The organism is Paenibacillus sp. JT22N7 (assembly GCF_059383875.1).
On the sequence record NZ_JBXENY010000002.1, the window covers coordinates 79901 to 94757 of the forward strand.

The window sequence follows — 14857 nt, forward strand, 5'->3', positions numbered from 1 at the left end:
AAGGGGGAGTTTACATGTATTCGGTACTCATTGTCGATGATGAAGTGCATGCGGTCAAGGCGATTGAATCGGCCATCGATTGGGACAAGCTTCAAGTGAGCGAAGTGTATACCGCCTATAATATCCGCCAAGCGAAGGAAATATTCGATCAGCAGGCCATCGATCTAATGCTGTGCGATATTGAAATGCCGCAGGGCAGCGGATTGGAGCTGCTGGGGTGGGTGCGTGAGAAATACCCGAAGACGGAGTCGGTGTTTCTGACCTGCCACGCCGATTTTGAATTCGCGAAGCAGGCGATGAAGCTCGGCAGCCTTGATTATATTCTCAAGCCGATTCCCTATGCGGAGCTGGAGAAGGTTATTGTCAAAGCGACCGACAAAATCAATAAGGACAGCGAGCTCGCCCAGTTCAGCGAATACGGGCAATATTGGTTTAAGCAGCAGCCGATTATGACGGAGCGGTTTTGGCTGGACATTTTGAACCAGACGATTCCAGCTTATGAAATCTCGATTAAAGAGGCGGCAACTGAGCGTTATTTGCCCTATATGGAGCATTTGCGGCATTTGCCGATTCTGATCTCGGTTCAGCGCTGGCGCAAAAAGCTGTCGGTACGCGATGAAAAAATTATGGAAATCGCCCTGCGCAATGCGGCGGAGGAGACGATTTTGAACCATGGCGCTAGCGGGCATTTGGTGCAATGGGAAAAAGACAAGCTCGTTGCGCTGCTGCCGATGGAGATCAATAACGAGCCGGAGCTTGCGGCTTTGCGAGACGCCTGCTCCTTGTTTATTTCGGCTTGCAATGCCTATTTCTATTGCGATCTTTCCTGCTACATTGGCGAGCCCGTGCCTAGCTACCAGCTGTCGGCGATGGCAAGGCGGCTAGCCGGCCTCGATCAGAACAATGTTGCGCTTAGCAATATCGTTTTGCATACTAGCGGCAGATCAAGCCTGACGCCAGAGATGAAGCTGCCCGATTTAAGCCTGTGGGCCGTGCTGCTGAAGGAAGGCTCCAAGGACAAGCTGCTCGCGGCAATAGACGCTCATCTTAAGGAGTGCATTCGGCTGGGAACGCTTGATGCGAAGCGGCTGCATACGTTTCATCAGGATTTTCTGCAAATGATGTATTATATGCTCCAGTTGAAGGGTATTGGGGCCCATCAATTGTTTGGCGATGATGAGTCTATTGAGCTGTCGGGCCGGGCGAGCCGTTCGGTGACGGACATGTATGCCTGGATCGATCATATTGTGACCAAAGCGGCGGATTATGCGAAGTCTGTTGAAGAGACTCAGACGGTAGTCGAGCGGGTCATTGCTTATATTAAGCTGAATCAGAACAAGGAAATTACGCGCGAGGAGCTGGCGAATCATGTGTTTTTGAACCCAGACTACTTAACGCGTATTTTCAAAAAGAAAACAGGCTTGTCCATTTCCGATTATTTGCTCAATGAGCGTCTGCTTGTAGCGAAGGAGCTGCTGATGCAGACGGATATGCCGGTCAGCGCGATAGCGGTTCACGTAGGCTATGCGAACTTCTCGCATTTTTCAAGGATGTTTAAGAAGTACGCAGGCGTCAATCCGCTGGAATTCAGGCAAAACTATGAGCTCGAGCAGCAGGGCCGTTGAAATGGTCGGAAAACGCTTACCAAAAAGTCGTCTGCGGGGCAGTAGCGGGTATGGGGATTCTCTACAATGAGGATAGATTCACTCGTTAGAGACGAGCCGAATCTCGATACTATAAAGCATCGGGGGAATTACGAATGAGAAGGATAACAACAATGATTAGCTTGGTCCTCGTGCTGGGCATGGTGCTGAGCGCATGCGGCGGCGGCAACAAAGGCAGCAATGGAGAAGCGGGCACAGGCACAGCAGGAGCAACCAATTCGGGCGGCAAAACAGATGCGGCAGCAGAGCTTACCGTTGCGTATGTGACGTTCGGCAATACGCCTACTGACCTGCAGGCGGTTCAAGATGAGCTGAACAAGCTGACTAAAGAGAAAATCAATGCAACGGTGAAGCTTCTCCCAATCGGTATCGGCGCTTGGAACCAGCAAATGAATCTCATGCTTACGAGCAACGAGAAGCTGGATCTGATCGTAACGGGCAGCAGCGCGACGTTTGGTTATGCGCCGCAAGTAGCGAAGGGCCAGCTGCTTCCGATTGACGATCTGCTAGAGCAGTATGGACAAGGCATTAAATCGGCAGTAGGCGAAGATTTTATTAAAGCAAGCAGCATTGGCGGCAAAATTTATGCTGTGCCTTCGATTCGTGATTTGGCGGTCAATTATGGCGTGCTGGTCCGGAAGGATCTTGCTGATAAATACGGCATCGACGCCTCCAAGATCAACTCTCTTGACGCGTTGGAAGGAATGATGAAAACGCTGAAAGAGAACGAGCCGAGCATGGCGGCTATCTCTCCGGGAGCGGCTGGGCAATCGATTGCTGACTACCTGCTCAAGCTTGATAAATTAGGTGACGGCTTTGGCGTTCTGATTAACAACGGGCAGGATGATTTAAAAGTAGTCAACTACTTTGAGACGCCAGAATATGCGGAGCTGCTCAAGCGTATTCGCGGCTGGTATCAAGCCGGTTATATTTTGAAGGATGCGGCGACGAACAAAGAAGGCATCGCGGATTTGATTAAAGCGGGACGTACCGCTGCTTATGTGGCTAACCTGAAGCCTGGCATCGAAATGCAGGAATCGCGCATTGTGGGTACGACAATTGTGAAGGGTGAAATTACGGCTCCAGTTTCCAAAACAGAAACGGTAACTAACATTATGTGGGGCATTCCGCGTAATGCGACGAATCCTGAAGCATCCATGAAGTTCTTGAACCTGATGTACAGCGACAAAGATATTATTAACTTGATGGACTGGGGCATTGAAGGCAAGCATTATGTGAAAACCGATCAAGAGAACGTTATTAAATATGCAGATGGCGTAGATGCCAACAACAGTGGCTACAACCCGAATACAGGCTGGTTATTCGGCAACCAGTTCATGTCCTATTCTTTTGAAGGGGACAACCCGGATATTTGGAAAGAAACAGATGAATTTAACAAAAACGCAACAAAATCCAAGGCACTAGGCTTTACCTTCGATTCCGCGTCGGTAAAAACCGAGTTTGCTTCGGTAACGAATGTTCTGAATCAATACAAGCTGGGTCTGGAAACAGGTACGCTTGATCCGGACAAAACACTGCCAGAATTTATCTCCAAGCTGAAAGCAGCAGGCATCGACAAAATCGTAGCCGAAAAACAGAAGCAGCTTGATGCATGGGCGGCAGCGAAATAAAATAGGCAAAGCAATCTGGCACAAACACAGCAACCGCCAATCCTCCTCGTGAGGGTTGGCGGTTGCTTGTATTTTACCGATTACGCTTCGATTTCCAGACCAATGCCGAGCTCCCGAGCCTTTTGCACCCAATAGTTCGCTGTTGCAATATCAAAGACGGCCATTCCCATCGGGCAAAATAGAACGGGCTCAGCCGGATCGAATCCAGCAAGCGCGCTGCGGCATACGACATCGGCGAGCGAGCGGGTACCTTCTTTCTCCAGCCCCCGCTCCTTATGGAGCATCTCAATGTCGGTGTTTTCCCGGCATACCTCATCCCAATCATCGACGATGATGGCGTTTACGCTGCTCAAGGCTGCCGCGGTGTAGTCGCGCAGCGAAACGTCCAGCAGCAGGCTGCCTGGAAGGGGCGGAAGATCAATGTAGCGCTTGTCGCTTACCGTACAAGTAATAATGACGTTGCAGCGGCTGTATAGCTCTTGCCAGCTGCCTGCCACCTTCGTTCGTCCACGTAGTCCGACTTTCTTACCAGCGGCGGCATCGGTGACAGCAGTGCTGACAACATCGGCAGCAGTAGTTGCGGCAAGGTTGATATCGTCCAGCTCAACTCCGCGAATGTCATAAACATAAGCTTCATCGATTGTTTCGCCGAACAGCTGCCCGCACATGTCGTAATGCAGCTGGCCGACTGGGCCGAAGCCGATAATGCCGAGCGTTATGCGATGCGGCTTGCTTGGCTGCTGCGCGCTGCGCGCACGCAAATATTGGCGAAGCAGCACAGCGCTAACGGCAGCTGTCCTTGCTGCGCTCGGCAGCGGTGCATGGACAATCGCATACGGCTTGCCCGTGTCTGCATCATTCAGCACCAGCAGGCTGTGCGCTCTGGGCAGTCCGGCATGAAGGTTGCCAGGAAAGCTGGCAATCCACTTTATGCCGGCTGTACGCATGCTGCCACCGACATAGGCGGGCATGGCAATGATTCGGTTTGCCGCATGGCCGCCGTATCGCAAATATGGCTTTACCGGCTGGGCATAATCGCCGCTATCCATTACATGCACCGCATCTTCAATCTGATCCGCCAGCTCCTGCCAATGGAGTCCAACGGCACGGATATGTTTTTCCCCAAGGTAAATCAAGCTCGTTCCCCTTCCTCATGGTGGAATTGCTGCTGAACCCAATCATCATTGTAGACCGTATCCATATAGCGTTCGCCGCGATCATGTAAAATAACGGTGCAAACAGAGCCATCTGGCAGCTCATGCATCATCGATTGAAGGGCAAAAATAACGGCGCCGGACGATGGCCCGGCCAAAATCGCCTCCTGCTTCACCAGCATCTGGCAGCCAGCAACTATATCGGCATCGTTCACTTTTATCGCATAGTCCATAAATCGGCTTTGCCCGAACGGAGGAACGATACCGGCTCCGAGGCCCGGAAACAATCTGCTCCCGCTGACACCGCCAAAAATAACGCTGCCCGCCGCATCGACCGCCACAATTTTCGTATCCAGCTTATGGTCGCGGGCATACAGCGCGCACCCGAGCATGGTGCCGCAGGTGCTGACGCCGCCAACGACATAATCAACCCGGCCCAGCGCCTGGACAATTTCCTGCATGGTGCCCTCATAATGCGACAAATAATTATGCTCATTGTTGTATTGATTCGGCCAGTAGCTGCCCGGAATGTCGGCAAGCAGCTGCTGAACGCGGTTCAGCCTGGCAGGCAGAAACTCGCCCGTGTCTGGGTCTGGCTCCTCAACGAGCTCAATGTCGGCGCCATAAGCGCGCATAATGCGGATGTTTTGCTGCGTCGTTCTAGGGTCTACGACGCTAATAAACCGCATTCCGAGATAGGAACAGATCGCGGCGAGGCTGATTGCCATATTGCCCGAGCTGGATTCGACGATGACAGAGCCGGGCCCGATGCGGCCCTGCTCCAAGGCCGCAGCAATAATGCGAGCGGCGGAGCGGTCCTTCGCGCTGCCATTCGGGTTAAGCATTTCCAGCTTGGCATGCACGGTAATTCCGCGATCATTCGCAAACAGCTTTGACAGCTGGACGAGCGGCGTCTGACCGATACAAGAAAGCCAATCTTTTCTCATGGGCGATTACCGCCTCCTAAAAATAAAGTTTTTTCGACTTGACCGCTCCCCGCTCAAGCGTCTCATCCTCCGCTGCCCGCGTCACCACGATGCCGGACAGCATGCGACCCCGAATCATTTGGCCAATCGCTTCAATTTTTTGCTCAATGGCTTGCTGTATAACGGCAAGCATGCTATCTTCCAAAATTTTGCTGCGAATATGGATGGACAGTTTATTGCCCTGCAGCCGGACGCGCAGCTCGGCGTCATTGACGAATTGCTGGACGACGCTTTCGATGTCGTAGAGGCTTATTTTTTCCCCGTGCTTCAGATCGGTTCCGATCCGTTTCGAGATACAGCTGAATGTTTGCCTTACCTGTCCATCAATCGTGACAGTGCCGAAATCCCTAACCACATCGTAGGTGACATAACGGACGGCGGGAAACAGGGTACGCTTAAATGACGTAAGCACAAGCACCGTTTCATTGTCATCGAGCGTATCAAAGCGTGGATCTACTTCGTCTGCGCGGAGCGCTTCGGCATGAATGCCAGCATCTAGCACATAAACGCTATGCTCGTGAGAGTAGGAAGCAATGGCGCCGATCTCTATGGAGCCGTAGGTGTCGAGAATATCGCTCGCGCCGATGCCGAACCGTGCAGCGATATTGGCCTGCCAGGCTGGCGGCGCAATTTCGCCGACAATAATGATTTTTTGTATGCCGAAGGCCTTCGGATCTGGTGCGGCGGCAGCGATGGCATCGAGAATGGAAGGCATCGTATACAGCAGCTGCGGGCGAAAAGTGGCGAGGCGCTTGATATGCTCCTCTATCGGCAAGGCGAAGGAAAGCGAGTCTGCTTGGAAGCCAAGCTGCTGAAAAATCGTAATGGCGGTGCTAGCCGCATGTCCCGTTCCCATATCGGCGAGCGCCCTTGTGACAACTGCCGGGCCCCTTGCCAGCCACTCCCGGAAGCAGGCCGCTTTGCTGGCGATATATTGCTCGTCATCCTCCGGAGAATAATAAATCGCTTTGCGTATGCCGGAGGACGTTCCCGACGTACGGTACACGGAGAGCCCGGGTTCCGTACGCAGCTCCTGCGTGAAATAATGCGCCTCCAACCTGTCTGCCGTCATCAGCGGCAGTTCTGGCAGTATGGCGGCGTTTGGATCAATGCCTCGCTCTGCAAGCAGCTCTCCATACCAAGGATGAAAATGGCAAATAAGAGCAAGCTGCTGCTGAATCGTCTGTTTTGGCTCCATCTATGCATATGCCTCCTAACTAATGGACCGCTGGCGGTCACGTATTGGGAATCGAAGCAAAAACGACTTTGTCGTCCTTCTGGGACGAGCGAAGAGCTTTGCCCTAGAATTCTAAGCGGATATAAGGATGAAACTTATAAATTCTTAGAATCGAACAAACATTCTGACAGGCTGCCTTAATTAAGCATATGAAGCCGCAGCATGATGGTTCGTTCTATGCCGACAGCGGCCTACAACCATTTTTGAAAAGGTTCGTATGCTAATAGAGAATTGGAATGGAGGGGTAAAGTGACGAGGAACAGAAAGTTAGCGAAGGGTTTGCGAGCAAGGAGCCATAGTGGCAAGGGAAGCAAAAGTGTACGTACTAAAGGTGGAATTATTGGGGGTAAGTGGAGCAAAACGATTGCGATGCGGAAGGATCTAATGCTGAAGAAGCACATCCCGCGGACAAAGTTGGCGACGAAGGACAGCTTGCGCAGCATGCTGAAGCAATACGGAATGGTCTATGTGAAGCCGTCACATGGCTCACAGGGGCGCGGGGTCATGAAGATGCAGAAGCTGGGGGCGAAGTACACGTATCAATTAGGTTCGAAAAAATCGACCTTCACCACTTACGAGGCAGCTTACCGTTCGATTCATAAGGAAATGAAGGGGAAGCGATATTTGGTGCAGAAGGGCATTCGCCTGCTAAAGCATAAAGGACGCCGTTTCGATATTCGGCTTATGGTGCAGCGCGCACCGCAGGGCGGCTGGGCAGCGACCGGGACGCTTGGCAGAGCGGCCCATCCGGGCAAAATTGTAACAAATGGCAGCCAAGGCGGCTCGATCTATTCGACCGTGCAAGTGCTTAAGTCACATGCTGGGCCAGCAGGGCGCTGGAAATTGCTGAAAAGCATGGATCGGCTTGGCCTTCGTACAGCGCGGCTGCTGCGCGGCATTTCTCCCGGCATCAAGGAACTGGGCCTCGACTTTGCCATCGATGCGAAGCTAAAGCCATGGATTCTAGAGGTGAATACCGTGCCGGCCGTTTGCCCGTTCTCGCTGCTTGCCGATAAGTCCATGCTGCGCCGTATCGTCCGGTATGGCAAAGCCTACGGAAAAACCTACCAGCTGAAATGCACCAAGGCGAAGCGCGGAAAATAAGCGAGGAGGCCGTGTCTATCGCGAACGGGTGACCTTATGTTTGGCCTGCCAAGGAGGCAGGCCAGGCGTAAGGCCTTTTTTTCAGCCTGCTTGTTTCCCACGGCAGTGGCCTACTTGAACGTATATTCGTGCTCAAAGCGATTGATAAAATAATCCATCACCGGCGCATTCGGCCGGTTTTGCGCCCGAACCCAGCCAAAGTGGACAGGCTGCTGAAAAAAATCTTCAATTTCCAGCATCGCAAATTGCCGGATCGTTTCGTTGGCGTTTTGCCTAAAGGAATAGTCGTGGCCGATCGAGACGGCCAGCCCCTCCAGCAAAGCGCTTTGAATGGCGACATCGTAATCGGTTCGAAACAGCACCTCCACGGGCCCGTGCTGCCTGGTAAAATCATGGATGAACTGGTCGACGTGGTCGTCCTTGTACAGGACGAATGGGTATTGCCGCAATTCCTCCGGCGATATGGTAGCTCGGGAGGCAAGCGGAGATTGGGCGCCAATGAGTGCGACCATTTTTCCCTTGCACAGTGAATGAAACGAGAGACCGTCTATCGGCAGCTTGTCTTCCCGCATGGCAATCATGCCGAGATCAGCCATCCCCTCCCGCACGCTGCCAAGCGTATTCAATGAGCCATCCTCCGTTACCTCGATGCGGAGAGCGGGATGCTCCTTTTTCAGCCAGGCGATCACTTTAACCATCGTCTTCATTTGGGCGGGCATCGTGGACAAGCGAAGCTCGCCGCTTAGGCTGCTCAGATTGCTAGCGGCTTCGAGGCGGATTTCCTCGATTATTTTGGCTGCTTCATGCACTTTTTTTATAATGGCTGCACCCTCAGCAGTAGGCAAGGTTCCGGTTCGGGCACGTTTGAACAGCTTCAGCCCGAGTTCTTTTTCAAGACTAGTGAGGGATTGGCTGAGGGCAGATTGGGAAATATGAAGATTCGCCGCTGCTTCGGATAAGGATTTGGATTTGCTTAGTTCGACGACATACATCAACTGCTCAAGGTTCATAGGTCGCTTCCTTTACATAAGTTTTGCTTAATTAAATGTAAGTATAATTAAATATATTTAATTTAACAACAGGAGTACAATAGCGGTAAGGCAATATAAGCGCTATCATTTTGTTGCTAAAGGAGATGCTGTTTATGAAAGCTGCTGTTATTTATGGAGCTAAAGATGTCCGTATCGAAAATGTGAACGAGCCTGCAGCTGCGGCAGGCCAAGTGAAAATAAAGGTGGAATGGGCCGGGATTTGCGGAAGCGACCTGCATGCCTACCATCATGGGTTTGGCGTATCGGCCGAGCCTCATCCCGTTACAGGACGCGGCCTTCCGCTTGTGCTAGGCCATGAGTTTGCGGGCGTTGTGACCGAGCTTGGCGAAGGAGTAACCAATTTGGCTGTTGGGGACCGCGTAGCTGTAGAGCCGATTGTGTATGCCGAAGATGATTATTATGTACAGCGAGGCAAATACAATCTGGCTAGTCCGTTTGCTTTCCTTGGCTTGCAGGACGACGGCGGATTTGCTCAATATGCAGTCGCAAATGCCAGCAAAGCTCATAAGCTTCCAGATAATGTAACACTTGAAGAAGGGGCATTGATGGAGCCAACTGCCGTAACGGTTCATGCCGTTAAGGAGAGCCAGTTGAAGATCGGTGATTCGGTCGTCGTTTACGGGGCGGGCCCAATTGGGCTGTTAACGATTATGGCAGCGAAGGCGGCTGGAGCTGCGAGCATTATGGCTGTAGATATTTCGCCGGAACGTTTAAGCAAAGCGCTTGAAGTTGGCGCAACCTCGGTTGTGAACAGCTTGGAAGCAGATGCAACGACAGAAATATTGGCCCAGCATGTGAACGGCGTCGATGTGGCCTTTGAAGCAGCAGGCGCACAAGCGACATTTACCAGTGCTCTTGAGGTCATCAAAAAAGGCGGGCAGCTGCTCATTATTGCCGGTTATGCCAGCCCGGTTACTTTGGATGTGAACAGCATCTTGGTGAAAGAGATATCGATTAAAACGTCACTGGCCTACCATCATATTTTCCCAGAGGTCATCGCCATGGTTTCTTCGGGCCGCCTTGATGTGAAGAAGGTCATTACGAAAAAAATCAAGCTGGACAACCTCGTTGAGGAAGGTCTGGAGCTGCTCATCAAAGACAAAGCGCAGGCTAAAATTTTGATTCATACCCAATCCTGATTCTATTATTAAAAACAAATAGGCTGTTCCAAAGGTCATGCAAATGGGCCTTGGAACAGCCTATTTGTTTTTTTGGCTGGCACGAGGCTCTCAATGGTGGAGCAGGAGCGTCGTAATAGTGCAAATGAGAAGTCGTCTGAGCGGTAGAGGGCGCAAGGGCGCATGCACTATCATCAAAGTATAAGACAGCGACAAGCTCATGCTGAAGAAAGAAGGGGTTCACCTATGGAACAAACGACGGGAAATAAAGGGACAGTGGCAGCGGCAGCTCCCCAGCAGGCAAAGCAGGTTGCCAAATCAAACGTGAAAAAGAAACAGTTCAAGCGCTATTTGCCTTTGTTTCTGATGATGCTTCCGGGGCTGGCGTATTTGATCATTAACAATTATGCACCGATGTTCGGCCTCATTATCGCCTTCAAAAACATCAATTTTGCACAAGGGATTTGGGGCAGCGAATGGATCGGGCTGCAAAACTTCGAATATTTGTTCAAAACGACAGATGCCTACATCATTACGCGGAACACGATTTTGTATAACGGCGGCTTTATCATTTTGAATTTGGTCATAGCGGTAGGAATAGCGATTTTGCTCAATGAGATTCGCAGTAAAATTATGGCCCGCTTTTATCAAAGCGTCGTGCTGCTGCCCTTTCTCATATCCATGGTTATTGTCAGCTATTTGGTTTATGCGGTGCTTAGCATTGAAACGGGCTTTATGAACAAGACGGTTCTGCCGTTTCTGGGACTCGACGCTATTTCCTGGTACAGCGAGGCGCAATACTGGCCCTATATTTTAACCATTGTGCATGTGTGGAAAAGCGTGGGCTTCTACTGCGTCGTTTATTTGGCGGCGATTATTGGAATCGATCAGGAATATTATGAAGCGGCAACGCTCGATGGCGCATCCAAATGGCAGCAAATTAAATCGATTACGCTGCCGCTCATTTCGCCAGTGATTACGATGATGACGCTGCTTGCAATCGGCCGGATTTTTTATTCCGACTTCGGCTTGTTTTATCAAGTTCCGATGGACGCAGGCGCCCTCAGCGATACGACAAACGTTATTGACACTTACGTGTATCGCGGCTTAATGCAGCTCGGTGATATCGGGATGTCCTCTGCGGCAGGCTTGTATCAATCGTTGGTCGGATTCCTTCTGGTTCTGCTAGCCAACTACATTGTACGCAAAATCAACAAAGACAACGCATTATTCTAAGGAGTGAATGACATGACGCATGAAAATAAATTATGGCAGTGGTCAGCGAACCTGTTTATGATGGCCGTATCGATTGCCTGCCTGCTGCCCTTCGCCTTGCTGGTTATATCTTCTTTCACCGATGAGCAGGCAATTATCAGCAATGGCTATTCCTTTTTTCCAGAACAATTCAGCTTGACGGCTTACCGTTATTTGCTTGATCAATCGCAGGAGCTGCTGCGGGCTTATGGCATTACGATACTGGTTACCGTTCTAGGTACATCGGTCAGCTTAATTATTACATCTATGCTGGCTTACCCGCTGTCGAGAAGAGATATTCCGCTGCGCAACCCACTGGCGTTTTTCGTCTTTTTCACGATGCTGTTTAACGGCGGGCTTGTGCCGACTTACCTCATTTACACCCAATATCTCGATATTAAAAATACGATCTGGGCGCTCATTATTCCGGGCCTCCTGATGAATGGCTTTAACGTTATGCTCATGCGCACGTTTTTCATTACGTCCATTCCTGTCCCGATTTTGGAATCGGCTTACATTGACGGGGCAACTGAATTCAGAACGTTCCGTTCGATCGTGCTGCCGCTGTCGCTGCCGATTTTGGCAACGATTGGCCTGTTCCAGACGATTGGCTATTGGAATGACTGGTTCAACGGGCTCGTTTATTTAACAGATCCGAAGCTGTTCAGCATTCAGAACATTTTGAACCGGATACTGACGGACATTCAATTTCTGTCGAACAGCGGCCTTGGCTCCAATGCAGGTCAAAGCATGGCCAAAATGCCAAGCGGCACCGTGCGGATGGCGATTGCAGTAGTTGGCGTTATTCCAATCCTTATCGCGTATCCTTTTTTCCAAAAATATTTTGTTAAAGGCATTACAATCGGGGCGGTAAAAGGATAGGGGGACGACGGCGATGGCGGAACGTTTACGGCATGTGCTTGCAGGAGAGGAAGAAAACTACATTATGCCTCTTCTGTGGCAGCGCGGCGAGGAGGAAGGGCAGATCCGCGAGGAAATGGAGCGAATATATGCTTCAGGCATTAAGGCGGTCATCGTGGAATCGCGCCCGCATCCAGATATGCTTGGTCCCGGCTGGTGGCGGGATATCGATATTATTATGGACGAGGCGCGCAGCCGCGGCATGAAGGTGTGGTTTTTCGATGACGATCATTTTCCGACCGGACATGCAGCAGGCAAGCTGAAGGAAGCTCCGGCTGAGCTGCGCAGAACGTATTTGGCGGAGCGGCATATCGACGCTGTCGGCCCGGCTCCACAAGCCTCCTTCCTGCTCAATACGCTGCTCCAGCCGGGCGATAAGCTGGTCGCGGTTGTGGCGGTTAAGCGTGGAGGGAAACTAGGCGTTACTGGCGCTGAGCAGCTTAGCGGATTTATCGAGCTGACGTCCAGCGTGCAAAATAGCGTGCTTTACTGGGATATTCCCGAAGGCTTCTGGCGCATTTTCGTCCTGATTGAGACGGCGGAAGGTGCGGAGGAAGCGAAGCGGAACTATATTAATCCGATTGTGCCGGAGTCTACGCAGGTGTTAATCGACGCGATTTATGAGGGCTATTACGAGCGGTATCGGGATGATTTCGGCAAGACGCTGGCAGGTTTTTTCTCTGATGAGCCGGGCTTCTACAACGATAAAACGACGTTTGACTTCAATTCCCGATTAGGCAAAAAGGGTATCGTCCTGCCGTGGCGCCACGACATGCTGGAGCTGCTGTCCGCCGAGTTCGGGCAGCCTGCTGCGGCGCTGCTGCCGCTGCTTTGGTACGAGGGCGGCGAGCAGACGGAGGCGCTGCGCTATACGTTCATGAATACGGTCAGCAAGCTGTATGCCGAGCACTTCAGCGGCAAGCTGGGCGACTGGTGCCGCGAGCGCGGCGTCGAATATATCGGTCATATCATTGAAGACAACAATGTGCATGCGCGGCTCGGCTGCGGGCCGGGACATTTCTTCCGCTCGATGTGGGGCCAGGATATGGCGGGCATTGACGTTGTGCTGCATCAAATTATGCCGGGTTTTGACGAGGTGCCGTTTACATGGATCGCCGGGGAAACGGACAGCGAGTTTTTCCATTATGCCCTTGCGAAGCTTGGCTCGTCACTGGCGCATATCGATCCGAAGAAAAAGGGCCGGGCGATGTGCGAAGTATTCGGCGCCTACGGCTGGAGCGAAGGCCTCAAGCTGATGAAATGGCTGACCGACCATATGCTCGTTCGCGGCATTAACTATTTCGTACCCCATGCTTTTTCGCAAAAAGAGTTCCCGGATGCCGACTGCCCGCCGCATCTGTATGCACGCGGCGAAAATCCGCAATATCGCTATTATCGCCAGCTGAACGATTATACGAACCGCATCAGCCATTTGCTGAACGGAGGACGCCATTATGCGACGGCGGCGGTGCTATACCATGCGGATGCGGAGTGGTCAGGCGCTGAGGCGATGCTGATTCAGAAGCCGATTAAGGCACTGATGCAGGCGCAAATCGATTGCGATGTCATTCCGTTTGATGTTCTGGCAGCAGGAGCTGCCATGGTGAGCGGCGGCGAGCTGCTTGTGGGAAATGAGGCGTATCAATGCCTCATCGTGCCTTATGCTGAAGCGCTGCCGGCAGTGCTCGTGGAGCAGCTGGCAGCGCTGGCTGAAGCAGGGCTGAAGCTGCTGTTTGTAGATGGGCTGCCTGCCCGCACCATTGAGGGAGGCGGAGAAGCGGCGGAGCTTAAGCGCCTGAAAGCGCTGGAACACGCAGCAATTGTTCCGCTTGCAGAGCTTGCGGCGACGCTGCGCGATGAAGGTTTGTACGATATTGAGACGGCGGATGCCGCGCCGTACTTGCGTTATTACCATTATGGACATCAGGACAGCGATGTTTATTTCTTTTTCAACGAGCATCCTTATGAGGTTGTGGATACGGTTGTCAGCTTTCAAACTTCTGCGCGGATGATGGTTTATAACGCCTTTGACAATCAACTGAGCGATGCGAATGTGGAACATATAGATGGTGTGAACCGCCTGAGAATTAGGCTGAGTGCTTACGAGACTTTGATCGTGCTGTCTGGCGAAGAGCTGCCGCAAGCGACGGTGCAGACGCTGCCCAATTATACAGCATGTGTGCCGATAGAGTTGTATGGCGAATGGACGGTTTCAACCTCCGGCTCATTTCAATATCCGGTATTTGAAAGCTATGGGAAGCTGAGCGAGCTGGAAAATATCAACGGCCCGCAACGGCTGCCGGATTTCACCGGAACGATCCGTTATGAGCTTGCATTCGATTGGGATGGCGAGGGCGAGCCGTTGTACTTGGATTTGGGTGCGGCGTTTGAAACGGCGGAGGCAGCGGTGAATGGCGTGAAGCTGGGTACGGCGATTGCCCCGCCTTATCGCTTTGCAGCTGGAATGGCCATTAAGCCGGGAACGAACCGGCTTGTCATTGAAGTGACTAATACGCTGGGCAAGCAGCAGAAGGATTTCTTCTCGCGTTTTATGCAGCAGGAGCCCGGTGGCCTGATTGGGCCCGTACAGCTGCTTGTAGCGCCGAAGGGGTAAGGACTAAGGGCCAAGGCAGCAGCGAAATTTGTAGAGCAGTAAACCGAAGCGTGGTGAAAACGATGGAGTAAGGCTCCTTTTTCGCCGCGTTCTATACTTAGATGGTTAAACCGAAAGGAGCT

At 51.9% G+C, this 14857-nt stretch carries 11 protein-coding genes; 7 read left to right on the plus strand and 4 right to left on the minus strand.

What is annotated here, in order from left to right; all coding sequences use genetic code 11:
- Nucleotides 1-14 precede the first annotated feature (14 nt).
- Both AC50Y5_RS05070 and AC50Y5_RS05075 read left to right on the plus strand, forming a co-directional pair.
- Nucleotides 15-1625, plus strand: a complete 1611-nt coding sequence (locus tag AC50Y5_RS05070) for a response regulator transcription factor (protein ID WP_494858909.1) — start codon at nt 15-17, stop codon at nt 1623-1625.
- Nucleotides 1626-1777: 152 nt separating this feature from the next.
- Nucleotides 1778-3295, plus strand: coding sequence for an ABC transporter substrate-binding protein (locus AC50Y5_RS05075; protein WP_235533049.1), 1518 nt, complete (start codon nt 1778-1780; stop codon nt 3293-3295).
- Nucleotides 3296-3375: 80 nt separating this feature from the next.
- On the opposite strand, the gene AC50Y5_RS05080 is transcribed toward AC50Y5_RS05075, so the two are convergent.
- From AC50Y5_RS05080 to AC50Y5_RS05090, 3 genes are read right to left on the minus strand one after another with little or no spacing between them, the layout of a single operon-like run.
- Nucleotides 3376-4431: a 2,3-diaminopropionate biosynthesis protein SbnB gene (locus AC50Y5_RS05080; RefSeq protein ID WP_494858912.1), complete on the minus strand. Its 1056-nt coding sequence runs from the start codon at nt 4429-4431 to the stop codon at nt 3376-3378.
- On the minus strand, nt 4428-5396 hold the full coding sequence (gene sbnA / locus AC50Y5_RS05085; RefSeq protein WP_494858914.1) for a 2,3-diaminopropionate biosynthesis protein SbnA: 969 nt from the start codon (nt 5394-5396) through the stop codon (nt 4428-4430). The genes AC50Y5_RS05080 and sbnA overlap by 4 nt, the downstream gene beginning before the upstream one ends.
- 16 nt (nt 5397-5412) lie before the next feature.
- The gene (locus AC50Y5_RS05090; RefSeq protein ID WP_494858916.1) at nt 5413-6633 is read right to left on the minus strand and encodes a phenylacetate--CoA ligase family protein; all 1221 of its coding nucleotides are present in this window, start codon (nt 6631-6633) and stop codon (nt 5413-5415) included.
- Nucleotides 6634-6951: 318 nt separating this feature from the next.
- Between AC50Y5_RS05090 and AC50Y5_RS05095 the strand changes: the two genes are divergently transcribed.
- Nucleotides 6952-7776 (plus strand): YheC/YheD family protein, encoded by an 825-nt coding sequence (locus AC50Y5_RS05095; RefSeq protein ID WP_494859697.1) that lies wholly within the window; start codon nt 6952-6954, stop codon nt 7774-7776.
- A 110-nt stretch (nt 7777-7886) separates the two neighbouring features.
- Here the strand turns inward: AC50Y5_RS05095 and AC50Y5_RS05100 are convergent, their stop codons facing one another.
- Entirely contained in the window at nt 7887-8786 is a 900-nt protein-coding gene (locus AC50Y5_RS05100) for a LysR family transcriptional regulator (protein WP_494858918.1), read from the minus strand.
- A 134-nt stretch (nt 8787-8920) separates the two neighbouring features.
- Here AC50Y5_RS05100 and AC50Y5_RS05105 point away from each other — a divergent pair, with 134 nt between their 5' ends.
- From AC50Y5_RS05105 to AC50Y5_RS05120, 4 genes are all read left to right on the plus strand, one after another.
- Nucleotides 8921-9967, plus strand: coding sequence for a 2,3-butanediol dehydrogenase (locus AC50Y5_RS05105; protein ID WP_056030715.1), 1047 nt, complete (start codon nt 8921-8923; stop codon nt 9965-9967).
- 345 nt (nt 9968-10312) lie between these two features.
- Complete coding sequence (locus AC50Y5_RS05110) at nt 10313-11182, plus strand: ABC transporter permease (protein ID WP_155972952.1); 870 nt, start codon at nt 10313-10315, stop codon at nt 11180-11182.
- A gap of 12 nt (nt 11183-11194) precedes the next feature.
- Nucleotides 11195-12082: a carbohydrate ABC transporter permease gene (locus tag AC50Y5_RS05115; protein ID WP_056030709.1), complete on the plus strand. Its 888-nt coding sequence runs from the start codon at nt 11195-11197 to the stop codon at nt 12080-12082.
- Between the two features lie 13 nt (nt 12083-12095).
- A complete protein-coding gene (locus AC50Y5_RS05120) occupies nt 12096-14735 on the plus strand; it encodes a glycosyl hydrolase (RefSeq protein ID WP_494858921.1) in 2640 nt (879 codons plus the stop codon).
- Nucleotides 14736-14857: the final 122 nt, after the last annotated feature.

What these genes read in the sequence shown, in the direction of transcription:
- AC50Y5_RS05070 (WP_494858909.1), top strand. Translation starts at nt 15, where the DNA reads ATGTATTCGGTACTCATTGTCGATGATGAAGTGCATGCGGTCAAGGCG.
- AC50Y5_RS05075 (WP_235533049.1), top strand. Translation starts at nt 1,778, where the DNA reads ATGATTAGCTTGGTCCTCGTGCTGGGCATGGTGCTGAGCGCATGCGGC.
- sbnA (WP_494858914.1), bottom strand. Translation starts at nt 5,396, where the DNA reads ATGAGAAAAGATTGGCTTTCTTGTATCGGTCAGACGCCGCTCGTCCAG.
- AC50Y5_RS05090 (WP_494858916.1), bottom strand. Translation starts at nt 6,633, where the DNA reads ATGGAGCCAAAACAGACGATTCAGCAGCAGCTTGCTCTTATTTGCCAT.
- AC50Y5_RS05100 (WP_494858918.1), bottom strand. Translation starts at nt 8,786, where the DNA reads ATGAACCTTGAGCAGTTGATGTATGTCGTCGAACTAAGCAAATCCAAA.
- AC50Y5_RS05105 (WP_056030715.1), top strand. Translation starts at nt 8,921, where the DNA reads ATGAAAGCTGCTGTTATTTATGGAGCTAAAGATGTCCGTATCGAAAAT.
- AC50Y5_RS05110 (WP_155972952.1), top strand. Translation starts at nt 10,313, where the DNA reads ATGATGCTTCCGGGGCTGGCGTATTTGATCATTAACAATTATGCACCG.
- AC50Y5_RS05115 (WP_056030709.1), top strand. Translation starts at nt 11,195, where the DNA reads ATGACGCATGAAAATAAATTATGGCAGTGGTCAGCGAACCTGTTTATG.
- AC50Y5_RS05120 (WP_494858921.1), top strand. Translation starts at nt 12,096, where the DNA reads ATGGCGGAACGTTTACGGCATGTGCTTGCAGGAGAGGAAGAAAACTAC.